Source organism: Acinetobacter yuyunsongii, assembly GCF_041021915.1.
Taxonomy (GTDB): domain Bacteria; phylum Pseudomonadota; class Gammaproteobacteria; order Pseudomonadales; family Moraxellaceae; genus Acinetobacter.
Genome location: NZ_CP157435.1, coordinates 237,589 through 253,357 on the forward strand (window position 1 = coordinate 237,589; position 15,769 = coordinate 253,357).

Genomic DNA, 15,769 nt, shown 5'->3' on the forward strand with positions numbered 1-15,769 from the left:
TTAATATGATTAAGGTTTAATGAGTCCATAACGGATGGCGAGATGGGTTAACTTTACATCACTATCAATTGCTAGTTTTTCGAAAATGCGGTAACGATAAGTATTTACAGTTTTAACACTAACAAATAATTTGTCGGCGATTTCTTGAGCACTAATACAATTAACCACCATCATTGCGACTTGCATTTCACGCTCAGAAAGTGCGTCAAAAGGTGATTGTTGCGTATCTGAAAGATAAGAACTCGCAAGCTGTTCAGCAATATCTGCACTGAAATATTTACCACCTTGCATCACTTTATTGATTGCACGTACCATTTCTGAAATAGGCGCGCCTTTTGTGATATAGCCTTTTGCACCTGCTTTTAATAACAACGATGGATAAGGTTCTTCCGCTAAACCACTGACAGCAATCACTTTAGTCTCAGGTGCTGTTTGTAAAAGGCGACGTGTTGTTTCTACGCCACCAATTCCTGGCATATTGACATCTAATAGTACAACCTGAGGATGCTTTAATCGAACTAAAGCAATCGCTTCTTCTCCAGATTCAGCTTGTCCAATGACTTCTACATCTGGATGGTCTTCCAGCATACGACAAATGCCTGTACGTACGAGTTCATGATCATCAACAACGAGAACAGTGATCAAGAAGACCTCCTTTTTTCAAAAAAACGATTTTTTTGTTACATAAAGAAAAATGAGCTTGCAATCAAACGACAAAATTAGCAATCCTATTCTCCATGTTTAGAGAATAGTTGTACACAATTGTGTCTATAAAAGCTTTACCCGATTTGTTCAAATGTAAGGCATAATGTTAGTAAGCGCAAATGTGCAGCGTCCCGAGTTGAGTATTGTGTCGTGAAAAATTCTAAAAAATCTATCATGCATGCCTTGAGCATGTCTATTTTGTTGGCGCTTAGTTCAACAAGTTATGCTGAGCTGGTTGTAAACAACAATCCAGCCTCTACAAGTGCGAATAGTTCTTCAGCTTCGTTAAATTGGTCTGCAAGTGATGCAAGCCAATTGATGCAAGATGATGATTCATTAGAGATCAGCCCGCAAGGTTCAACTTCGGTTACAACCACTTTACGAAGTGGTGGTTCTGCAAGTATTAGTTCATCTGCAACGCCACAAAAAAGCATACAGATTCGAGATACCTCTCATTTCAGTAGCCAACCCGCTGTAAATGCACGTGCAGCCTTGGTGATGGATGCACAAACGGGCGAAGTACTGTTTAGTAAAAACAGTAATATGTCGGTACCGATTGCCTCAATTACCAAATTGATGACGGCTGTGATTACCGCAGATGCACGGCTGAATATGTCGGAAGAAATTACGCTACAGCAAATTGACTTTGCGGGTGCAGGTGGAAAGAATTCAAGTTCGACCTTGAAAGTAGGCGATACCATGAATCGAGCGGAACTTTTGTTATTCGCTTTGATGAAATCAGAAAATCCTGCTGCGGCAGCATTAGCGAGAACTTACCCAAGCGGACGTTCAGCATTTATTGCTGCAATGAATGCAAAAGCAAAACAATTAGGAATGACCTCAACCCGTTATGCAGAATCAACAGGTTTAGATCCTCATAACGTTTCTTCCGCACGTGATCTTGGTATTTTGGTGAGTGCTGCTTCTCAATATGGCTTGATTCGTCAATTTTCTACCACGCCAACTTATGATTTTAATTTAGGTTATCGTGTGCTTAAGTCAAATAATACCAATGCCTTAGTGCGTAATGGTGGTTGGAATATTAATCTATCTAAAACAGGATATATCGGTGAGGCTGGGCGCTGTGTGGTCATGCATGCAACTGTTAATTCACGTCCTGCTGTAGTCGTACTATTGGGGGCTTCAACTTCTCAAGCACGTACCAATGATGCAACCAACTTATTAACTTGGCTGAGTACTTTACCGAAAAGAATTTAATTGCTTACGAACGTAAAGCTCCTCATATGAGGAGCTTTTTTATATAACGTAACGACATTTTATGACGTAAAAAATGCTTTATCACTTCTATTTTGAGCACTTTTTGTTAGATTAGCATTTCAGACATTAATAATTATTTTGATGTCAAAAAAGCTAAAATTGGGGAAATAAGATGGCGACTTATGTGATTCGTGAGAAGTATTTTGGTTATAACGATGAAGTTTTTTATGTTGCAGGCAATCGTATTGCCAATGTCTTTGAAGATAAACAACAAGCAGAAGCAGTTTATAAGCAATTAGAAATCAATGGGGCGCGTGATTTCGCATTGTATGAAGTTGAATCATTATTTGATGCAGATGAAACATTATTAAAAAAATTGGATGATTTCGTTCTTTCTCGCTCAGGTGATCACATTTATCAAGACGGTGAGGTTTCTCGTGATACTTTACCTGAAAGTTTAAGTGATGAAGATACTTTTGAGTTTATTCAACTTGCAAATATGCAAAAATTTCAACTGGTTCAGTTTGAACATGAGGCTAAATTTTATGCACTTTGGTCAGTCAAACAGCAGAAATGGGTGGAAGAGCATGATGAGTTTTTGCCAGTTTAGCTTATGCAGATCAACCTGAACAACTGAAAACGAATGTTAGAACCATTTTTGCAGATTACGATTATGGCGATATTGAGCTGAAAGGTTCATTTGAAGATTTATCGGAACAACCCGTATTATTGCAAGCCTTAATAAAAAATAATAAAGCGTTAAAATATAATAATAAAAGTCAAACGTTAACCATTCTACAGGGTTGGGAGGAAGAGGGTTTATATGCGGTTAATCCTTTATTAAAACAGCCCTTATTTGAGATTAAAGAGATTGAGATTGAAGAAATCCAAAGAATAGAGAAAGATCTAGCTGCCCAATATAGTTATGATGATTACGAATAACTTTTCTTTCCATGGTTGCCAATAAAAAACCAGTTGCTTGCAACTGGTTTTTTATTTCAATATTTATACTTACATATTTGAAAGAATTGAATCTTTCACTTGAGCCATTGTTGCATCAATTGACAACATTACGGCATCAGCACATTGCTTGATTGCTGTATCTGGATCTTTTAAACCATTGCCCGTAACAGTACAAACGATTACAGAACCTTCAGCAATTTTACCTGCTTTGATGTCACGAATAGCACCACCGATAGAAGCAGCAGAAGCTGGCTCTACGAAAACACCTTCATACATAGAAAGTAAGCGTTGAGCTTCAAGAATTTCGCTATCTTGAAGTTCATCAAACCAACCTTTTGAATCGCGTACAACTGCTTTGGCATGATTCCAGCTTTGTGGGTTACCAATACGAATTGCTGTTGCAACGGTTTCTGGACTTTCCACTGGAGCACCACGTAAGAATGGCGCTGCGCCAGAAGCTTGATAACCGACCATAGTCGGTAAACCTTCTGGTTTAGGGCCTGTGAATTGATCTGTTGCAGCATCATAGATAACGGATTCAAATTGATCAGCAGGTTGATTTGCAACTGCTTCGGTATAACCCATCCAGTGAGCCGTGATATTACCTGCATTACCAACTGGTAAGCAGTGGTAGTCAGGTGCACGACCCAATGCTTCTACAATTTCATAAGCAATGGTTTTTTGGCCTTGCAAACGGTAAGGGTTGATTGAGTTTACGATCGTCACAGGCGCTTGATCTGCAACTTCTTTTACGAGGCGCATACCATCATCAAAGTTACCGCGGATTTGCATGGTGATCGCACCATACATCATTGCTTGAGCCATTTTACCCATTGCAATTTTGCCTTCAGGAATCAAAACGAATGCTTTAATTCCTGCACGTGCTGCATATGCCGCTGCTGCAGCTGAAGTATTCCCTGTTGATGCACAGATAATTGCCTTCGAGCCTTCTTCAACTGCTTTGGTTACAGCCATCGTCATACCACGGTCTTTGAATGAACCTGTTGGGTTAAGACCTTCGTACTTCACATAGATTTCAACGTCTTTGCCAATAATACGTGGAATGTTCTCTAGTTTAATAAGAGGAGTATTTCCTTCGCCTAAAGAAATTGCACGTGTAGTTGCAGACACAGGTAAACGGTCACGATAACGATCTACAAGACCAGTATAACGATTGGCATTCGACATGATGGTGTTCCAATATGAGGTAGAGCTGGGAGAGGGAATGCATTTTCCCTCAACCTGATTAACTATCGAGCGATTCTAAACGAATTCTTACGATTTCGCCACGAATAGCTGGTAATGCTTGAATTTGAGCAAGTGCTTCATCCATTTTTGATTCAACAATTGGGTCTGTCAAAATCACGATAGGAATCAAATCTTTCAAGCGAGATTGCTGCATGATCGCATCGATGCTGATACCAGCACGGCTAAGAATGGTGGTTATATCAGCGAGTACGCCTGTTTGGTCTTCAGCATTTAAACGGATGTAGTATCCAGTCGTCATTTCTTCACGACTCAGGATAGGCATGTTCGTTAGTGCTTCAAATGCCAATTGTGGAATCGTTCCTGCACCATCTTCGGTATAAGAAATATCACGTACGATATCAATCACATCAGCAACAACTGCAGAAGCCGTTGGACCAGCACCAGCACCAGCACCATAGTAAAGTGTTGGGCCTACGGCATGTGCTTGTACCAATACTGCATTTTTAACACCGTTCACATTGGCAATCAGTTGTTCTGCTGGAATCAGTGTAGGATGAACACGTAACTCAATACCATTACTTGCACGACGTGCAATACCCAAATGTTTGATACGGAAGCCAAGTTCTTCAGCATATTTCACATCTTGTGCTGTAATTTTGCTAATGCCTTCTGTGTAGACCTTATCAAACTGTAATGGGATACCAAAAGCACATGACGCCAAGATAGTGAGTTTGTGCGCAGCATCAATGCCTTCTACATCAAAAGTTGGATCTGCTTCAGCATAACCGAGTTCTTGAGCTTCTTTGAGCACATCATCAAATGCACGGCCTTTTTCGCGCATTTCAGTCAGAATGAAGTTACCTGTACCATTAATGATACCTGCAAGCCATTGAATATGGTTTGCAGCTAGACCTTCACGAATGACTTTAATAATTGGAATACCACCAGCAACCGCTGCTTCATAAGCGATTTGAACAGCATTATCTTCAGCTGCTTTAAACAACTCATTACCATGTTCTGCAAGTAGTGCTTTATTGGCAGTAACCACTTGCTTGCCATGTTTGATGGCTTCCATGATAACTTCATAGGCAGGATGAATACCGCCCATCACTTCGACTACGACATCAACATCAGGTTGACGTACGATGTCCATGAGATCATCACTTTGTTTGATCCCTTCGAGTTGTAAATCTGGACGTGGACGGCGTGTGCCTACATGTGTAATTTGAATTTCGCGACCGGTACGGCGTTTAATTTCAGCAGCATTTTCTTGTAATAATTTAAGGGCTCCACCACCTACAGTACCAAGACCGAGTATCGCCAGACGAACTGGTTTCACGTCACACTCCATTTTATTCAATCATTTTAATGAAGCTTGATCATAGCTAAAAAAGTGCGCAGACACTAGGGCTAAGATCATCTTTAATCTGTCGCCCGAGTCGTGGTGAGGTGGTGTAGAGAATGTTTTATTTTTCTAGGCGTTTAATGATTTCATCTGGAGTCATGTATCCACCTAAATACACACCTTCAACATTATAAATTGCAGGTGTGCCATTCACGCCCATATTTAAGCCTAATTGATATTGATCACGAACTGGATTTTTACATTCTGCTGATGCAACTGGTAAGCCTTGCGCAGCTTGATCGAATGCAGCTTTACGATCTTGACTACACCAAATCGCTTGCATGGTTGGCATAAATTGCTCTCCACGTGGCCATGCGATGTAACGGACTTCAATGCCTTTTGCATTAATTTCGGCAAGATGTTCATGTAGTTTGTGACAATAAGGACAGCTTGAATCAGTGAATACATAAATGACGTGTTTCGCTTTACCCCCTTGTGCTGGGTAAACGATAAGGTCTTCTGTTTTGAGTGCTGCTAAGTGCTTTTTATTTTCAGTCGCTTGTAAAGCTTCACTCACATTTTTTAATTGTTTTTCACCAAGACGAATGACATCACCTTGAATGATATATTGCCCATCACTGGTCGCATAAACTGATCCCATGCCTTCTAGGCTCACCCAAAATAAATTTGGAACCTCGGTTTTTTTAATGGCAAGAATTTTGGCATTAATATTGGCGGTTTTAAAATGTTTTTCTAAAGTAGAAACCAGACGTTGTTGTGCATTACGTTCATTTAAAGTTGATGCTTCACCCGTGGCTGGTGCACTCGCCGTCAGAGCATCAGGCTTTTGTGCTGAATTTTCTTTTGAACAAGCGCTGATCAAAAGTGTTGAGGTTAATGCACATGCAATGAACAACTGAGACCGAGTAAACAACATAAACAACCTTTGATACTGTATTTATAAGCTTGCCCAAGCATACCAAAAATTTAAACTGAGTTCGTTAAATCTTGCTGATGCCATGTGAATGAAATCATGTTGATTGATAAAAGGTAGTTTTATCCTCTTGGATGGTATTTGTTATGTAGTTCTTGCATCCGATGCTGAGCAACATGCGTGTAAATTTGAGTAGTTGATAAATCACTGTGGCCAAGTAGCATTTGCACAACACGTAAATCAGCACCATGATTGAGTAAATGTGTTGCAAACGCGTGTCGTAAGGTATGTGGGGATAGTTCAGCGAGAATATTCGCTTGTAGTGCATAACGTTTAATCGCATACCAAAAATTTTGCCGACTCATGATGCCGCCATGTTGCGTCAAAAATAAATAATCCGTACTACTTTTATAGAGCTGAGGTCGTGATTCGGCGAGATATTTTTCGATCCACTCACAAGCGTGTTGTCCGAGAGGGACGAGGCGTTCTTTATTGCCTTTACCTGTAATACGAAGAAAACCCTGTTTTAGATTAATCAATTCCAAACGTAAATTAAGTAGTTCTGATACACGTAAGCCACAGGCATATAACACTTCAAACATTGCTCGGTCACGGAGACCAAGCGCCGTATTCACATCGGGTGCATTGATTAATGCTTCTACATCTTGTTCTGATAAATCTTTAGGTAAAGCACGTCCAATTTTAGGAGAACGATGGTTTGCCACGGGATTATCATCTCTTAGTTTCTGTTCTCTCAGAAATTTATAAAATTGACGTAAAGCAGACAAGCAGCGTGCAATGGAGCGTGGGCTTTTGCCTGCTTTAGTGAGTGCAATTAATACATCAGCAATATCATCACTGGACCATTGCGTTAATGTCACATTTGGATGTAACTCAGCACATTGAATAAGATCTGATAGATAGGCATTACGTGTATGTGGACTCACGGTTTGCGCCACTAAATAATCACGAAAACCGTGTAAAAAACTGAGATGTTCTGGAATTGTGACTGCAGTTGGAATACGAGGTTTTTTATTTAACATAATCAGAAAAGTCCTTCATTCAACTGCACTGTAAAAGAAAAATGAATTGTTGTCGATCTGTCACAGAAGCGAATGCCATTGAGATTGTTTTTGGTAATTATTCTCATTTGCCTGTATACTCTTGGAGAAAAGAGTTTAGGGTTAGAAGCGGTGCGATTGTCAGCATTAAAAGTCAAGCAAACGGCGATGATTACTAAAGTGAATCGCTTAGTCGATGATACCGAACAGCCAGACCTTGTGGCTATTCGTTTAGAGAGTTTAGGCTTTGTGCCTGGTACACAAGTACGGGTGATCACCAAAGGTATTTTTGGTGGCGATCCGATTCTAATCCAAATTGGTTTTACTCGTTTTGCATTACGTAAAACTGAAGCCGATAAAATTGAAATCCAATTTGAAGGAGCACCTGCATGAGTAATGTGTTACGTGTTGCCCTTGTGGGAAATCCAAACTGTGGTAAGACTTCTTTATTCAATCACTTAACTGGAACACGCCAGAAAGTTGCCAATTATGCAGGGGTCACAGTAGAGCGTAAGGTTGGACATTTTCAGTTGCCTTCAGGTCGAAATGTTCGAGTACTTGATTTGCCTGGAACATATAGTTTGCAAGCAACAAGCCCTGATGAAGAAATCACGCGTGATGTGTGTGAAGGTAAAATTGCTGAAGAAGGGCAGCAAGATGCATTTTTATGTGTTGTTGATGCGACTAATTTAAAGCTTCATCTTGGATTAGTGCTAGAAATTATTGAGTTAGGGCGTCCGATCCTTGTTGTGTTAAACATGATGGATGAAGCACGTCGCCGTGGAATTCAAATCAATACTCAAAAATTATCAGAGCGATTGGGCGTTCCCGTGGTTGAGACAGTCGCTGTGCGTAACTCAGGTATTGAGAACTTACTGCACGCATTAGATCAACAAAAATATACAGTGCCCCATACCGAACTCAGTGGTTTAACGGGTGAGCATCATCAAAAGATCCAAATTATTTTTAAAGATGTGGTGAACTTTGTTGATCAGGAAGATAAGCGAACCGATTTTCTCGACAAAATATTTTTGCATCCTGTATTGGGTTTATTAAGCCTTGCTGTGATGATGTTTATTGTGTTCCAAGCTGTATTTGCTTGGGCAGCTCCATTTATGGATGGGATTGAAAGCCTTTTCGGATGGTTAGGTACGACACTTGGTACCTATATTTCGCAGCCTTTGCTCCATAGTTTAGTCGTTGACGGGATTATTGCGGGTGCAGGTGGCGTTGTTGTGTTCTTGCCCCAAATTTTGATTCTGTTCTTCTTTATTTTAGTGTTGGAAGAGTCTGGGTATTTACCACGTGCAGCTTTTTTGCTCGACAAATTAATGTTTAAAGCAGGCCTCAGTGGTCGTGCGTTTATTCCGTTACTTTCAAGCTTTGCGTGTGCAGTGCCGGGTATTATGGCAACACGTAGTATTAGTGATCCGCGTGATCGTTTTACCACGATTATGGTTGCACCATTAATGACTTGTTCAGCACGATTACCCGTCTATGCCTTATTGATTGCTGCTTTCATTCCAAGTCAAATGGTATGGGGGATTTTTAATCTACAAGGTTTGGTACTCTTTGGCTTATATATGTCGGGTATTGTTAGTGCATTGTGTGTTTCGATTGTGATGAAATTTCTACAAAAAGATAAATCACAACATGCATTATTACTTGAGTTACCAAGTTATCGTATTCCTGATTTAAAAAGTGTTGGGATTGGATTATTAGATCGCGCCAAAATCTTCTTAAAACGTGTGGGTGGAATTATTTTTGCTCTTTCGATTTTACTTTGGTTCCTATGTACTTTCCCGCAAGCACCAGATGGTGCGACACAGCCTGCAATTGATTATAGCTTTGCAGGAATGTTAGGTCACTTGATACAACCAATTTTTGCCCCAATTGGTTTCAACTGGCAGATTTGTATTGCATTGATTCCAGCGATGGCAGCACGTGAAGTAGTCGTTGCAGCATTGGGTACGGTCTATGCTTTATCTGGCGCTGATGATGATGCAGTGGCACAAGGTTTATCACATTTAATCAGTATGGATGGCACGGGTTGGTCATTGGCTACAGGTTTATCTTTATTGGTCTGGTTTATTTATGCGCCACATTGTTTGGCAACTTTGGCGACCGTTCGTCGTGAAACAGGTTCATGGAAATATGTTGCAATTATGGCAACGTATTTGTTCGGCTTAGCTTATCTAATGTCTTTTTTCACCTACCAAATTGCATCACGCATTTGGGGCTAAAAGGAGTCGCTTATGTTTGAGTATTTGATTGTTGCTGTATTAGTGTTATGGAGTGCTTTTGTCGTTTTTAAGAAAGTATTCCCTAAAGCCGCAAGTTCAAGCTTTCTTACCTTATCGAATCTCTGTCAGCGTTTGGGTTGGTACCGTTTGGCAACATGGTTAAAACCTAAAATTGTGGTGGGTTGTGGCGGAGGTTGCGGCTGTGCTGTCGATGATAACAATGATCCCAAGAAACAGGAAACCATTCAAGCGGTCAAATGGCGTTAAAAGATAATGATTGCTCATATTCTAGGGTATGGGCAATTTTTTAATAATCAAAGAACTAAAATAAAGAGTCACAGAATGAATCAACTAGAAAATATAGAAATAAAAGTATTGAGCCTTAGACATAAGTTAATTTTGTTTGGTTTCATCGTGTTGCTGAATATTTTTGCTATTCTGAATTGGTCGGAAACTCATCATTTAAAAGCAATTTTATCTTGCTTAGGTTCTAATCTCTGTTTTATGTATTTATGGTTAAGACCTGAGATTATTCATTTTCAGCTACGAAATGCCACAGCCAAGAAAATTGATGGGATAATGTATGTTGCGATCATCTTATGGGTATTTTCTTATTTTATTCCTAATTAATTGGGAATGGTGAGCATTTTAGTCAAAGCTCTACAGAGAACGATTGTTGTTGTCACTGCGTTATCTTTCTTCATTCAGAATGACTAAATCTTGCGAAACGTATTTTTATCTAAAAATTTTGCGCTATACGGCTCATATCACAAACATCTTTTGAATGTGAACAATTCCCTATACAAGATATAGATTCACTTTTACGCACTGACACAAAAAAGCCTGAATAAAACGAAAACTGAAAAAGCATTTAAAACAGTAAAGTGCTAACATTTTTGCCATTCTGTAATCTGCAAAAAAATGGGGCAAAAATGTTAATACAACGTGGTGGATTAAAAGTTGTAGCTGGCTTAGGGATTTCGGGAGTGTCAGCAGTCAACTTCCTACATGAGCAAGGCTACCAAGTTGCAGTAACGGATTCTCGGGAAACACCGCCAGGGCATGATCAAATTCCTACCGGTGTTCGTACTAGTTTTGGAAAGTTGGATACAGAACTTTTATTACAAGCAGAAGAAATTATTCTTAGTCCAGGACTTGCGCCACAATTGCCAGAAATTCAACAAGCAATTGAACAAGGTATTCCTGTTGTTGGTGATATTCAAATACTACGTCGTGCTACTGAAGTTCCAATTGTTGCAATTACAGGATCAAATGCAAAAAGCACAGTAACGACGCTGATTGGGTTAATGGCACAAGAAGCTGGTCGAAAAGTCGCTGTAGGCGGGAATTTAGGACGTCCTGCATTAGATTTGCTCAAAGATAAGCCAGAGTTAATTGTTTTAGAGTTATCTAGTTTTCAGTTAGAAACAACCTCAAATTTAAATGCAGAAGTCGCAGTTGTTTTGAATATGAGTGAAGATCATTTAGATCGTCATGGTGATATGCTCGGTTATCACAAGGCCAAACATCGAATCTTCCAAGGCGTGAAAAAAGTGGTGTATAACCGCGATGACAATTTGAGTCGTCCGTTTGTACCTGATGTTACACCAATGCAAAGTTTTGGTTTGAATGCACCTGATTTAAATCAATATGGCGTGCTTCGTGATGCTGATGGCACGATGTGGTTAGCGCGTGGCAGGGCACGTTTGATGAAAACCTCTGATATGTATATTCAAGGTATGCACAATGTTGCTAATGCACTCGCATGTTTGGCGCTGGGTGAGGCGATTGGTTTAGATACTGAATCCATGTTGGAAACACTCAAGCACTTTAAAGGTTTAGAGCATCGCTGTGAATATGTGAAAACAGTTTCTGGGGTACGTTACTATAATGATTCTAAAGGAACCAATGTAGGTGCAACCCTTGCTGCAATTGATGGTTTAGGCGCTGCTATTGAAGTGAAACATGGCAAACTAGCATTAATTCTAGGGGGACAAGGTAAAGGTCAGGATTTCAAACCATTACGAGATGCGATTCAAAAATATGTAAAATCAGCGATTCTGATTGGTGAAGATGCAGCTGTGATTGAACAAGCTATTCAAGGTACCACCGTAATCCAACATGCAACGAGTTTATCGGAAGCTGTAGCTCTCGCACAGAAATATACTCAGGCTGAAGATGTCGTTTTACTATCACCAGCTTGTGCAAGCTTTGATATGTTTAAAAGCTATAATGATCGTGGACATCAATTCGTGGCATGTGTAAATGCCCTGAATGAAAATAAAAATTAGGAACTGATCTATGGCTGATTTAGCCCAAAATACGGTACAAAAGATTTCACAATTATTGAGTCGGTTGCCCAAGCTTCCTGCGGAAATGACAGCACGTAATATTCTCATTTTTTGCGTCATTTCTTTGCTGTGTTTCGGTTCGGTCATGGTGGCATCCGCATCGATGCCATATGCCGAATATATTCATGAGAATCCATTTTATTTCTTAATTCGTCATGGAATTTCGATTGTTGTTGCTGCTGTGGTGGCATTCTTAACCTATAGAGTTTCCTTGAACTTATGGTTTAAAAATGCTTTTCCATTATGGCTTGTGACGATGGTACTACTATTGGCAGTGTTGGTCGTTGGTTCGGAAGTAAACGGTTCACATCGTTGGATTAAGCTCGGTGGTTTTACTTTACAACCGACGGAAATTGCGAAAATCGTAATGGCAATTTTTACCGCTGACTATGTTGTTCGCCGTGCTAAAGAAGTTCGAACGCATTGGAAAGGCTTATTGCGACTAAGTGGCGTCATGGCTTTGACAGTTGGATTTATTGTTGCAGAGCCCGATCTCGGTGCAACGGTTGTTATTGTCCTCATGATGGTTGGTGTGTTTTTCTTGGCAGGTGCACCAGCAACACAATTCTTAATTATGTTAGGAGCAATCTTTGCAGGGATTACGGCACTTATTTTATTTGAACCATTCCGTTTCCAGCGTTTAATTTCCTTTACGAATCCTTGGGCTGACCCATTAGGTGTTGGTTATCAGTTATCAAATGCGTTGATGGCATTTGGACGTGGAGAATGGATTGGAACGGGTTTAGGACACAGCGTACAAAAGCTTTCCTATCTTCCAGAGGCGCATACAGACTTTATGTTAGCGGTTCTTGGCGAAGAATTTGGCTTTGTTGGCGTCACCTTGGTGATGGTATTGTCCTTTACGATGTTAGCGTGCTGTATTCGAATAGGACATCGTGCTCTGCAACATAACTACTTACGCGCAGGCTATTTAGCATATGGCATTAGCATTATTTTTCTGATGCAAATTTTGGTAAATGCTGGCATGAATATGGGCTTAATGCCGACTAAAGGTTTGACTTTGCCATTCATTAGTTATGGCGGTACATCTTTAATGATGTGTGCTGCAATGATTAGTTTAATTCTGAAAATTGATGCATCAACGCAAGAACTTAATCCAGTTAAAGAAGAATCAAACTTCTAGTCAATCAAGCCTAAAAGTTTTACAGAAGCCCTTTGCCATGCCTAGGGCTTTTTTATTGCCTATAGGTATATTCCAGCCAAATGAATGCCTTTTGGAATTAAAGCAATATTCCATTGTTGCACCGCTTGTTTGAGCATGATTCGGGGCTGGTCAAGTTCAATATCAGGCTGACCTAGCGCTAAAATCGCCTGCTGTAGCAGTTCTGGAGCTTTAGAAGTGTCTAATGCTCGCGCCATATTCTGCTTTGACAGTTTTTGTCCCTGATCATTCATGGCAAGCGGGAGGTGCATATAACTCAAAGTCGGATAGTTTAGCAGCGAACCGAGCCAGATTTGGCGAGTGGTATTATCCAGTAAATCTGCACCACGAACCACATGGGTAATCCCCTGTAAATAATCATCGACCACGACAGCCAATTGATAGCTCATAATGCCGTCACGGCGTTTGAGTACGAAATCACCTAAATCATGTTTTAAGTTGGCAGATTGCTGACCTTGTAAGCGATCCTCAAAACAAATCAATTGATCGGCAACTTTCAAGCGAATAGATTGATCATTGAAATCCAGATGTAAATCGCGGCAAGTACCAGCGTAAATATGATTTGAACCCAGTATTTTACGGGTACATTGACAGGCATAGATCGCATCTAAGTGTTTTAACTGCTCAAGAACTTGTTCATAAATCTCTAAACGATCTTTTTGGCAAATAATTTCTGCATCGGGTTCAAATTGAAAGGCATCAATACAAGATCGGATATGGTTTTCACTATTGGGATAGATACGAGGAATATCGGTATCTTCAATTCGAACTAGCCATTTGCCGTGGTTGGCTTTGGCATCACAGTAACTTGCGACTGCGGTGAGTAGGGAGCCAAAATGCAATGGGCCAGTTGGAGAGGGGGCAAATCGTCCGATATAAGGCATAAAGATTTTATGGTTGTGTATTTCAATCCTTCTCCAGTCCCTCCTATAAAGGAGGGGAAATACTCGAATATCATAAATCTTTCAATTCGTAGTATTCCTCCCTTTTCAAAGGGAGGTTGGGAAGGATTATTAACCGTTATTTTGCTTTTCTTTGATTTCAGCCAAAGTCTTGCAATCGATACATAAAGTCGCTGTTGGACGTGCTTCTAAACGGCGTAAGCCAATTTCGATACCACAGGTTTCACAGAAACCGTAATCTTCGTTTTGAATTGTTTCAAGTGATTGTTCGATTTTACGAATGAGTTTGCGCTCACGGTCACGTGTACGTAATTCAATCGCAAATTCTTCTTCTTGCGTTGCTCTGTCGTTGACGTCAGGAAGCGCAGTTGACTCATCTTGCATTGTGTTCAATGTACGATCAACTTCAGACATTAACTCAGCTTTCCATGCATTTAAAATTTGGCGGAAATGCTCAAGCTGTCCTTCAGACATATATTCTTCATTTTTCTTCGGCTGATAAGGTGCAATTCCAAATAAGCTGGCAGTTGTACCACCTTCTGAAGCTTTTGGTTTGGTTTTACGTATGCGTTTCACAGCCGATTTTTGATCGTCAATCACTTCTGTCTGTTCGTCCAAGACTTGATTTTGGTTGTCATTCGCCATATAGGGCATTCCTCATCTTACACGTACTATCTATACGCAAAAAATATGGTGATATGCAAGTGTTTTTATAGAAACCTAAGATGGTTTTTTCCATCAAGGGTCGACATCATATAGAGTTTTTCAGCAAGATGGTAGTCATTCCCGTCCAGATTTTGTGAGAAAACGAGAATGTAATTTGTAATCAAAAGTTTAGTCATATCCCAAGACTTCAGAGCTATTCATTCGCTGTGAAGTTGATAAACGATAGACCTGAGTTTCGATTTCTCCGTTTGCTTTGAGTTTAATAAAGCGGTAACCCGGATGTTCTTCATCAAGTGCGAACTTATCACTTTTAGGTTTGAATTGTATGCAGGTTGATGGCGTTGATAAAAATTGAATATCTTGCCATGTGTTAATAGAATCTTGGTGGACATGACCACAGATGATGGCTTTGATATTTGAAAAAGGTTGAATCGTTTCGAGTAAATCAGATGAGTTCTTTAGTTTATGTTGATCAATCCAAGCAGATTCCATCGCAAAAGGATGGTGATGGCAGGCAATCATAATATGACGATCATGATGTTTTTTTAATAATTCTGTTAATTGTTCAAGGCCAGCCTCTGCAATTTTGCCATCAATTCTTGTTGGCTGTGCACTATTGAGTAAAATAATGCACCAATCGCCAATTTCTACGACAGTAGGTTGATGCGGATCTGCTCCATGAAAAGGGAAGTGAGATACATCATCATGATTGCCAGGCGTCTGAAAAAAGGGAATACCTATACTCTGCATATGCTTAAGATAGCGATCATAAGTCACAGTTGTTGGGTTTTGTGCTAAATCTCCAGTATGCACAATCATATCGATCTGCGGATGTTGTTGGCGCATCAAGTCAATTACTGCATGAAAGCTTTGTTCAGGGTGCATCCCGACAAACTCTAAATGCGGATACTCCAATAAATGAGTATCAGTAATTTGTATAATCACAAAATCTTTTTGTGATAATTTTGAGACTTGAAAAGTCACCGTCT

The 15,769-nt window shown here is 40.0% G+C and carries 15 protein-coding genes and 1 pseudogene; 8 read left to right on the top strand and 8 right to left on the bottom strand.

What is annotated here, in order from left to right:
- Window positions 1-9: 9 nt before the first annotated feature.
- Window positions 10-645, bottom strand: coding sequence for a response regulator (locus ABLB98_RS01135; RefSeq protein WP_005163158.1), 636 nt, complete (start codon window positions 643-645; stop codon window positions 10-12).
- Between the two features lie 210 nt (window positions 646-855).
- Here ABLB98_RS01135 and pbpG point away from each other — a divergent pair, with 210 nt between their 5' ends.
- Window positions 856-1,923: a D-alanyl-D-alanine endopeptidase PBP7/8 gene (gene pbpG, locus ABLB98_RS01140; RefSeq protein ID WP_143225221.1), complete on the top strand. Its 1,068-nt coding sequence runs from the start codon at window positions 856-858 to the stop codon at window positions 1,921-1,923.
- A gap of 172 nt (window positions 1,924-2,095) precedes the next feature.
- Window positions 2,096-2,865, top strand: a pseudogene (locus ABLB98_RS01145) (hypothetical protein).
- Between the two features lie 69 nt (window positions 2,866-2,934).
- On the opposite strand, the gene thrC reads toward ABLB98_RS01145, so the two are convergent.
- From thrC to xerD, 4 genes are all read right to left on the bottom strand, one after another.
- The gene (gene thrC / locus ABLB98_RS01150) at window positions 2,935-4,074 is read right to left on the bottom strand and encodes a threonine synthase (RefSeq protein WP_348883481.1); all 1,140 of its coding nucleotides are present in this window, start codon (window positions 4,072-4,074) and stop codon (window positions 2,935-2,937) included.
- A 58-nt stretch (window positions 4,075-4,132) separates the two neighbouring features.
- Window positions 4,133-5,434, bottom strand: coding sequence for a homoserine dehydrogenase (locus ABLB98_RS01155; protein WP_005163149.1), 1,302 nt, complete (start codon window positions 5,432-5,434; stop codon window positions 4,133-4,135).
- A gap of 127 nt (window positions 5,435-5,561) precedes the next feature.
- Window positions 5,562-6,377: a DsbC family protein gene (locus ABLB98_RS01160; protein WP_005163146.1), complete on the bottom strand. Its 816-nt coding sequence runs from the start codon at window positions 6,375-6,377 to the stop codon at window positions 5,562-5,564.
- A 119-nt stretch (window positions 6,378-6,496) separates the two neighbouring features.
- Window positions 6,497-7,417: a site-specific tyrosine recombinase XerD gene (xerD, locus tag ABLB98_RS01165; RefSeq protein WP_005163144.1), complete on the bottom strand. Its 921-nt coding sequence runs from the start codon at window positions 7,415-7,417 to the stop codon at window positions 6,497-6,499.
- A gap of 150 nt (window positions 7,418-7,567) precedes the next feature.
- Between xerD and ABLB98_RS01170 the strand changes: the two genes are divergently transcribed.
- The 6 genes from ABLB98_RS01170 to ftsW all read left to right on the top strand — a co-directional run bounded on the left by ABLB98_RS01170 (window position 7,568) and on the right by ftsW (window position 13,173).
- Entirely contained in the window at window positions 7,568-7,828 is a 261-nt protein-coding gene (locus tag ABLB98_RS01170; RefSeq protein WP_348883482.1) for a FeoA family protein, read from the top strand.
- Window positions 7,825-9,678, top strand: a complete 1,854-nt coding sequence (locus ABLB98_RS01175; RefSeq protein WP_348883483.1) for a ferrous iron transporter B — start codon at window positions 7,825-7,827, stop codon at window positions 9,676-9,678. The genes ABLB98_RS01170 and ABLB98_RS01175 overlap by 4 nt, the downstream gene beginning before the upstream one ends.
- A gap of 12 nt (window positions 9,679-9,690) precedes the next feature.
- Window positions 9,691-9,945, top strand: a complete 255-nt coding sequence (locus ABLB98_RS01180; protein ID WP_348883484.1) for a DUF6587 family protein — start codon at window positions 9,691-9,693, stop codon at window positions 9,943-9,945.
- A gap of 75 nt (window positions 9,946-10,020) precedes the next feature.
- On the top strand, window positions 10,021-10,308 hold the full coding sequence (locus ABLB98_RS01185) for a hypothetical protein (protein WP_087536563.1): 288 nt from the start codon (window positions 10,021-10,023) through the stop codon (window positions 10,306-10,308).
- Window positions 10,309-10,610: 302 nt separating this feature from the next.
- Window positions 10,611-11,969, top strand: coding sequence for a UDP-N-acetylmuramoyl-L-alanine--D-glutamate ligase (gene murD, locus ABLB98_RS01190; protein ID WP_348883485.1), 1,359 nt, complete (start codon window positions 10,611-10,613; stop codon window positions 11,967-11,969).
- 10 nt (window positions 11,970-11,979) lie between these two features.
- On the top strand, window positions 11,980-13,173 hold the full coding sequence (gene ftsW, locus ABLB98_RS01195) for a putative lipid II flippase FtsW (protein WP_348883486.1): 1,194 nt from the start codon (window positions 11,980-11,982) through the stop codon (window positions 13,171-13,173).
- Between the two features lie 59 nt (window positions 13,174-13,232).
- On the opposite strand, the gene gluQRS is transcribed toward ftsW, so the two are convergent.
- The 3 genes from gluQRS to cpdA all read right to left on the bottom strand — a co-directional run bounded on the left by gluQRS (window position 13,233) and on the right by cpdA (window position 15,764).
- Window positions 13,233-14,096, bottom strand: coding sequence for a tRNA glutamyl-Q(34) synthetase GluQRS (gluQRS, locus tag ABLB98_RS01200; RefSeq protein ID WP_348883487.1), 864 nt, complete (start codon window positions 14,094-14,096; stop codon window positions 13,233-13,235).
- Window positions 14,097-14,225: 129 nt separating this feature from the next.
- Complete coding sequence (gene dksA, locus ABLB98_RS01205) at window positions 14,226-14,759, bottom strand: RNA polymerase-binding protein DksA (RefSeq protein WP_348883488.1); 534 nt, start codon at window positions 14,757-14,759, stop codon at window positions 14,226-14,228.
- Between the two features lie 189 nt (window positions 14,760-14,948).
- Window positions 14,949-15,764, bottom strand: coding sequence for a 3',5'-cyclic-AMP phosphodiesterase (gene cpdA, locus ABLB98_RS01210; protein ID WP_087545154.1), 816 nt, complete (start codon window positions 15,762-15,764; stop codon window positions 14,949-14,951).
- Window positions 15,765-15,769: the final 5 nt, after the last annotated feature.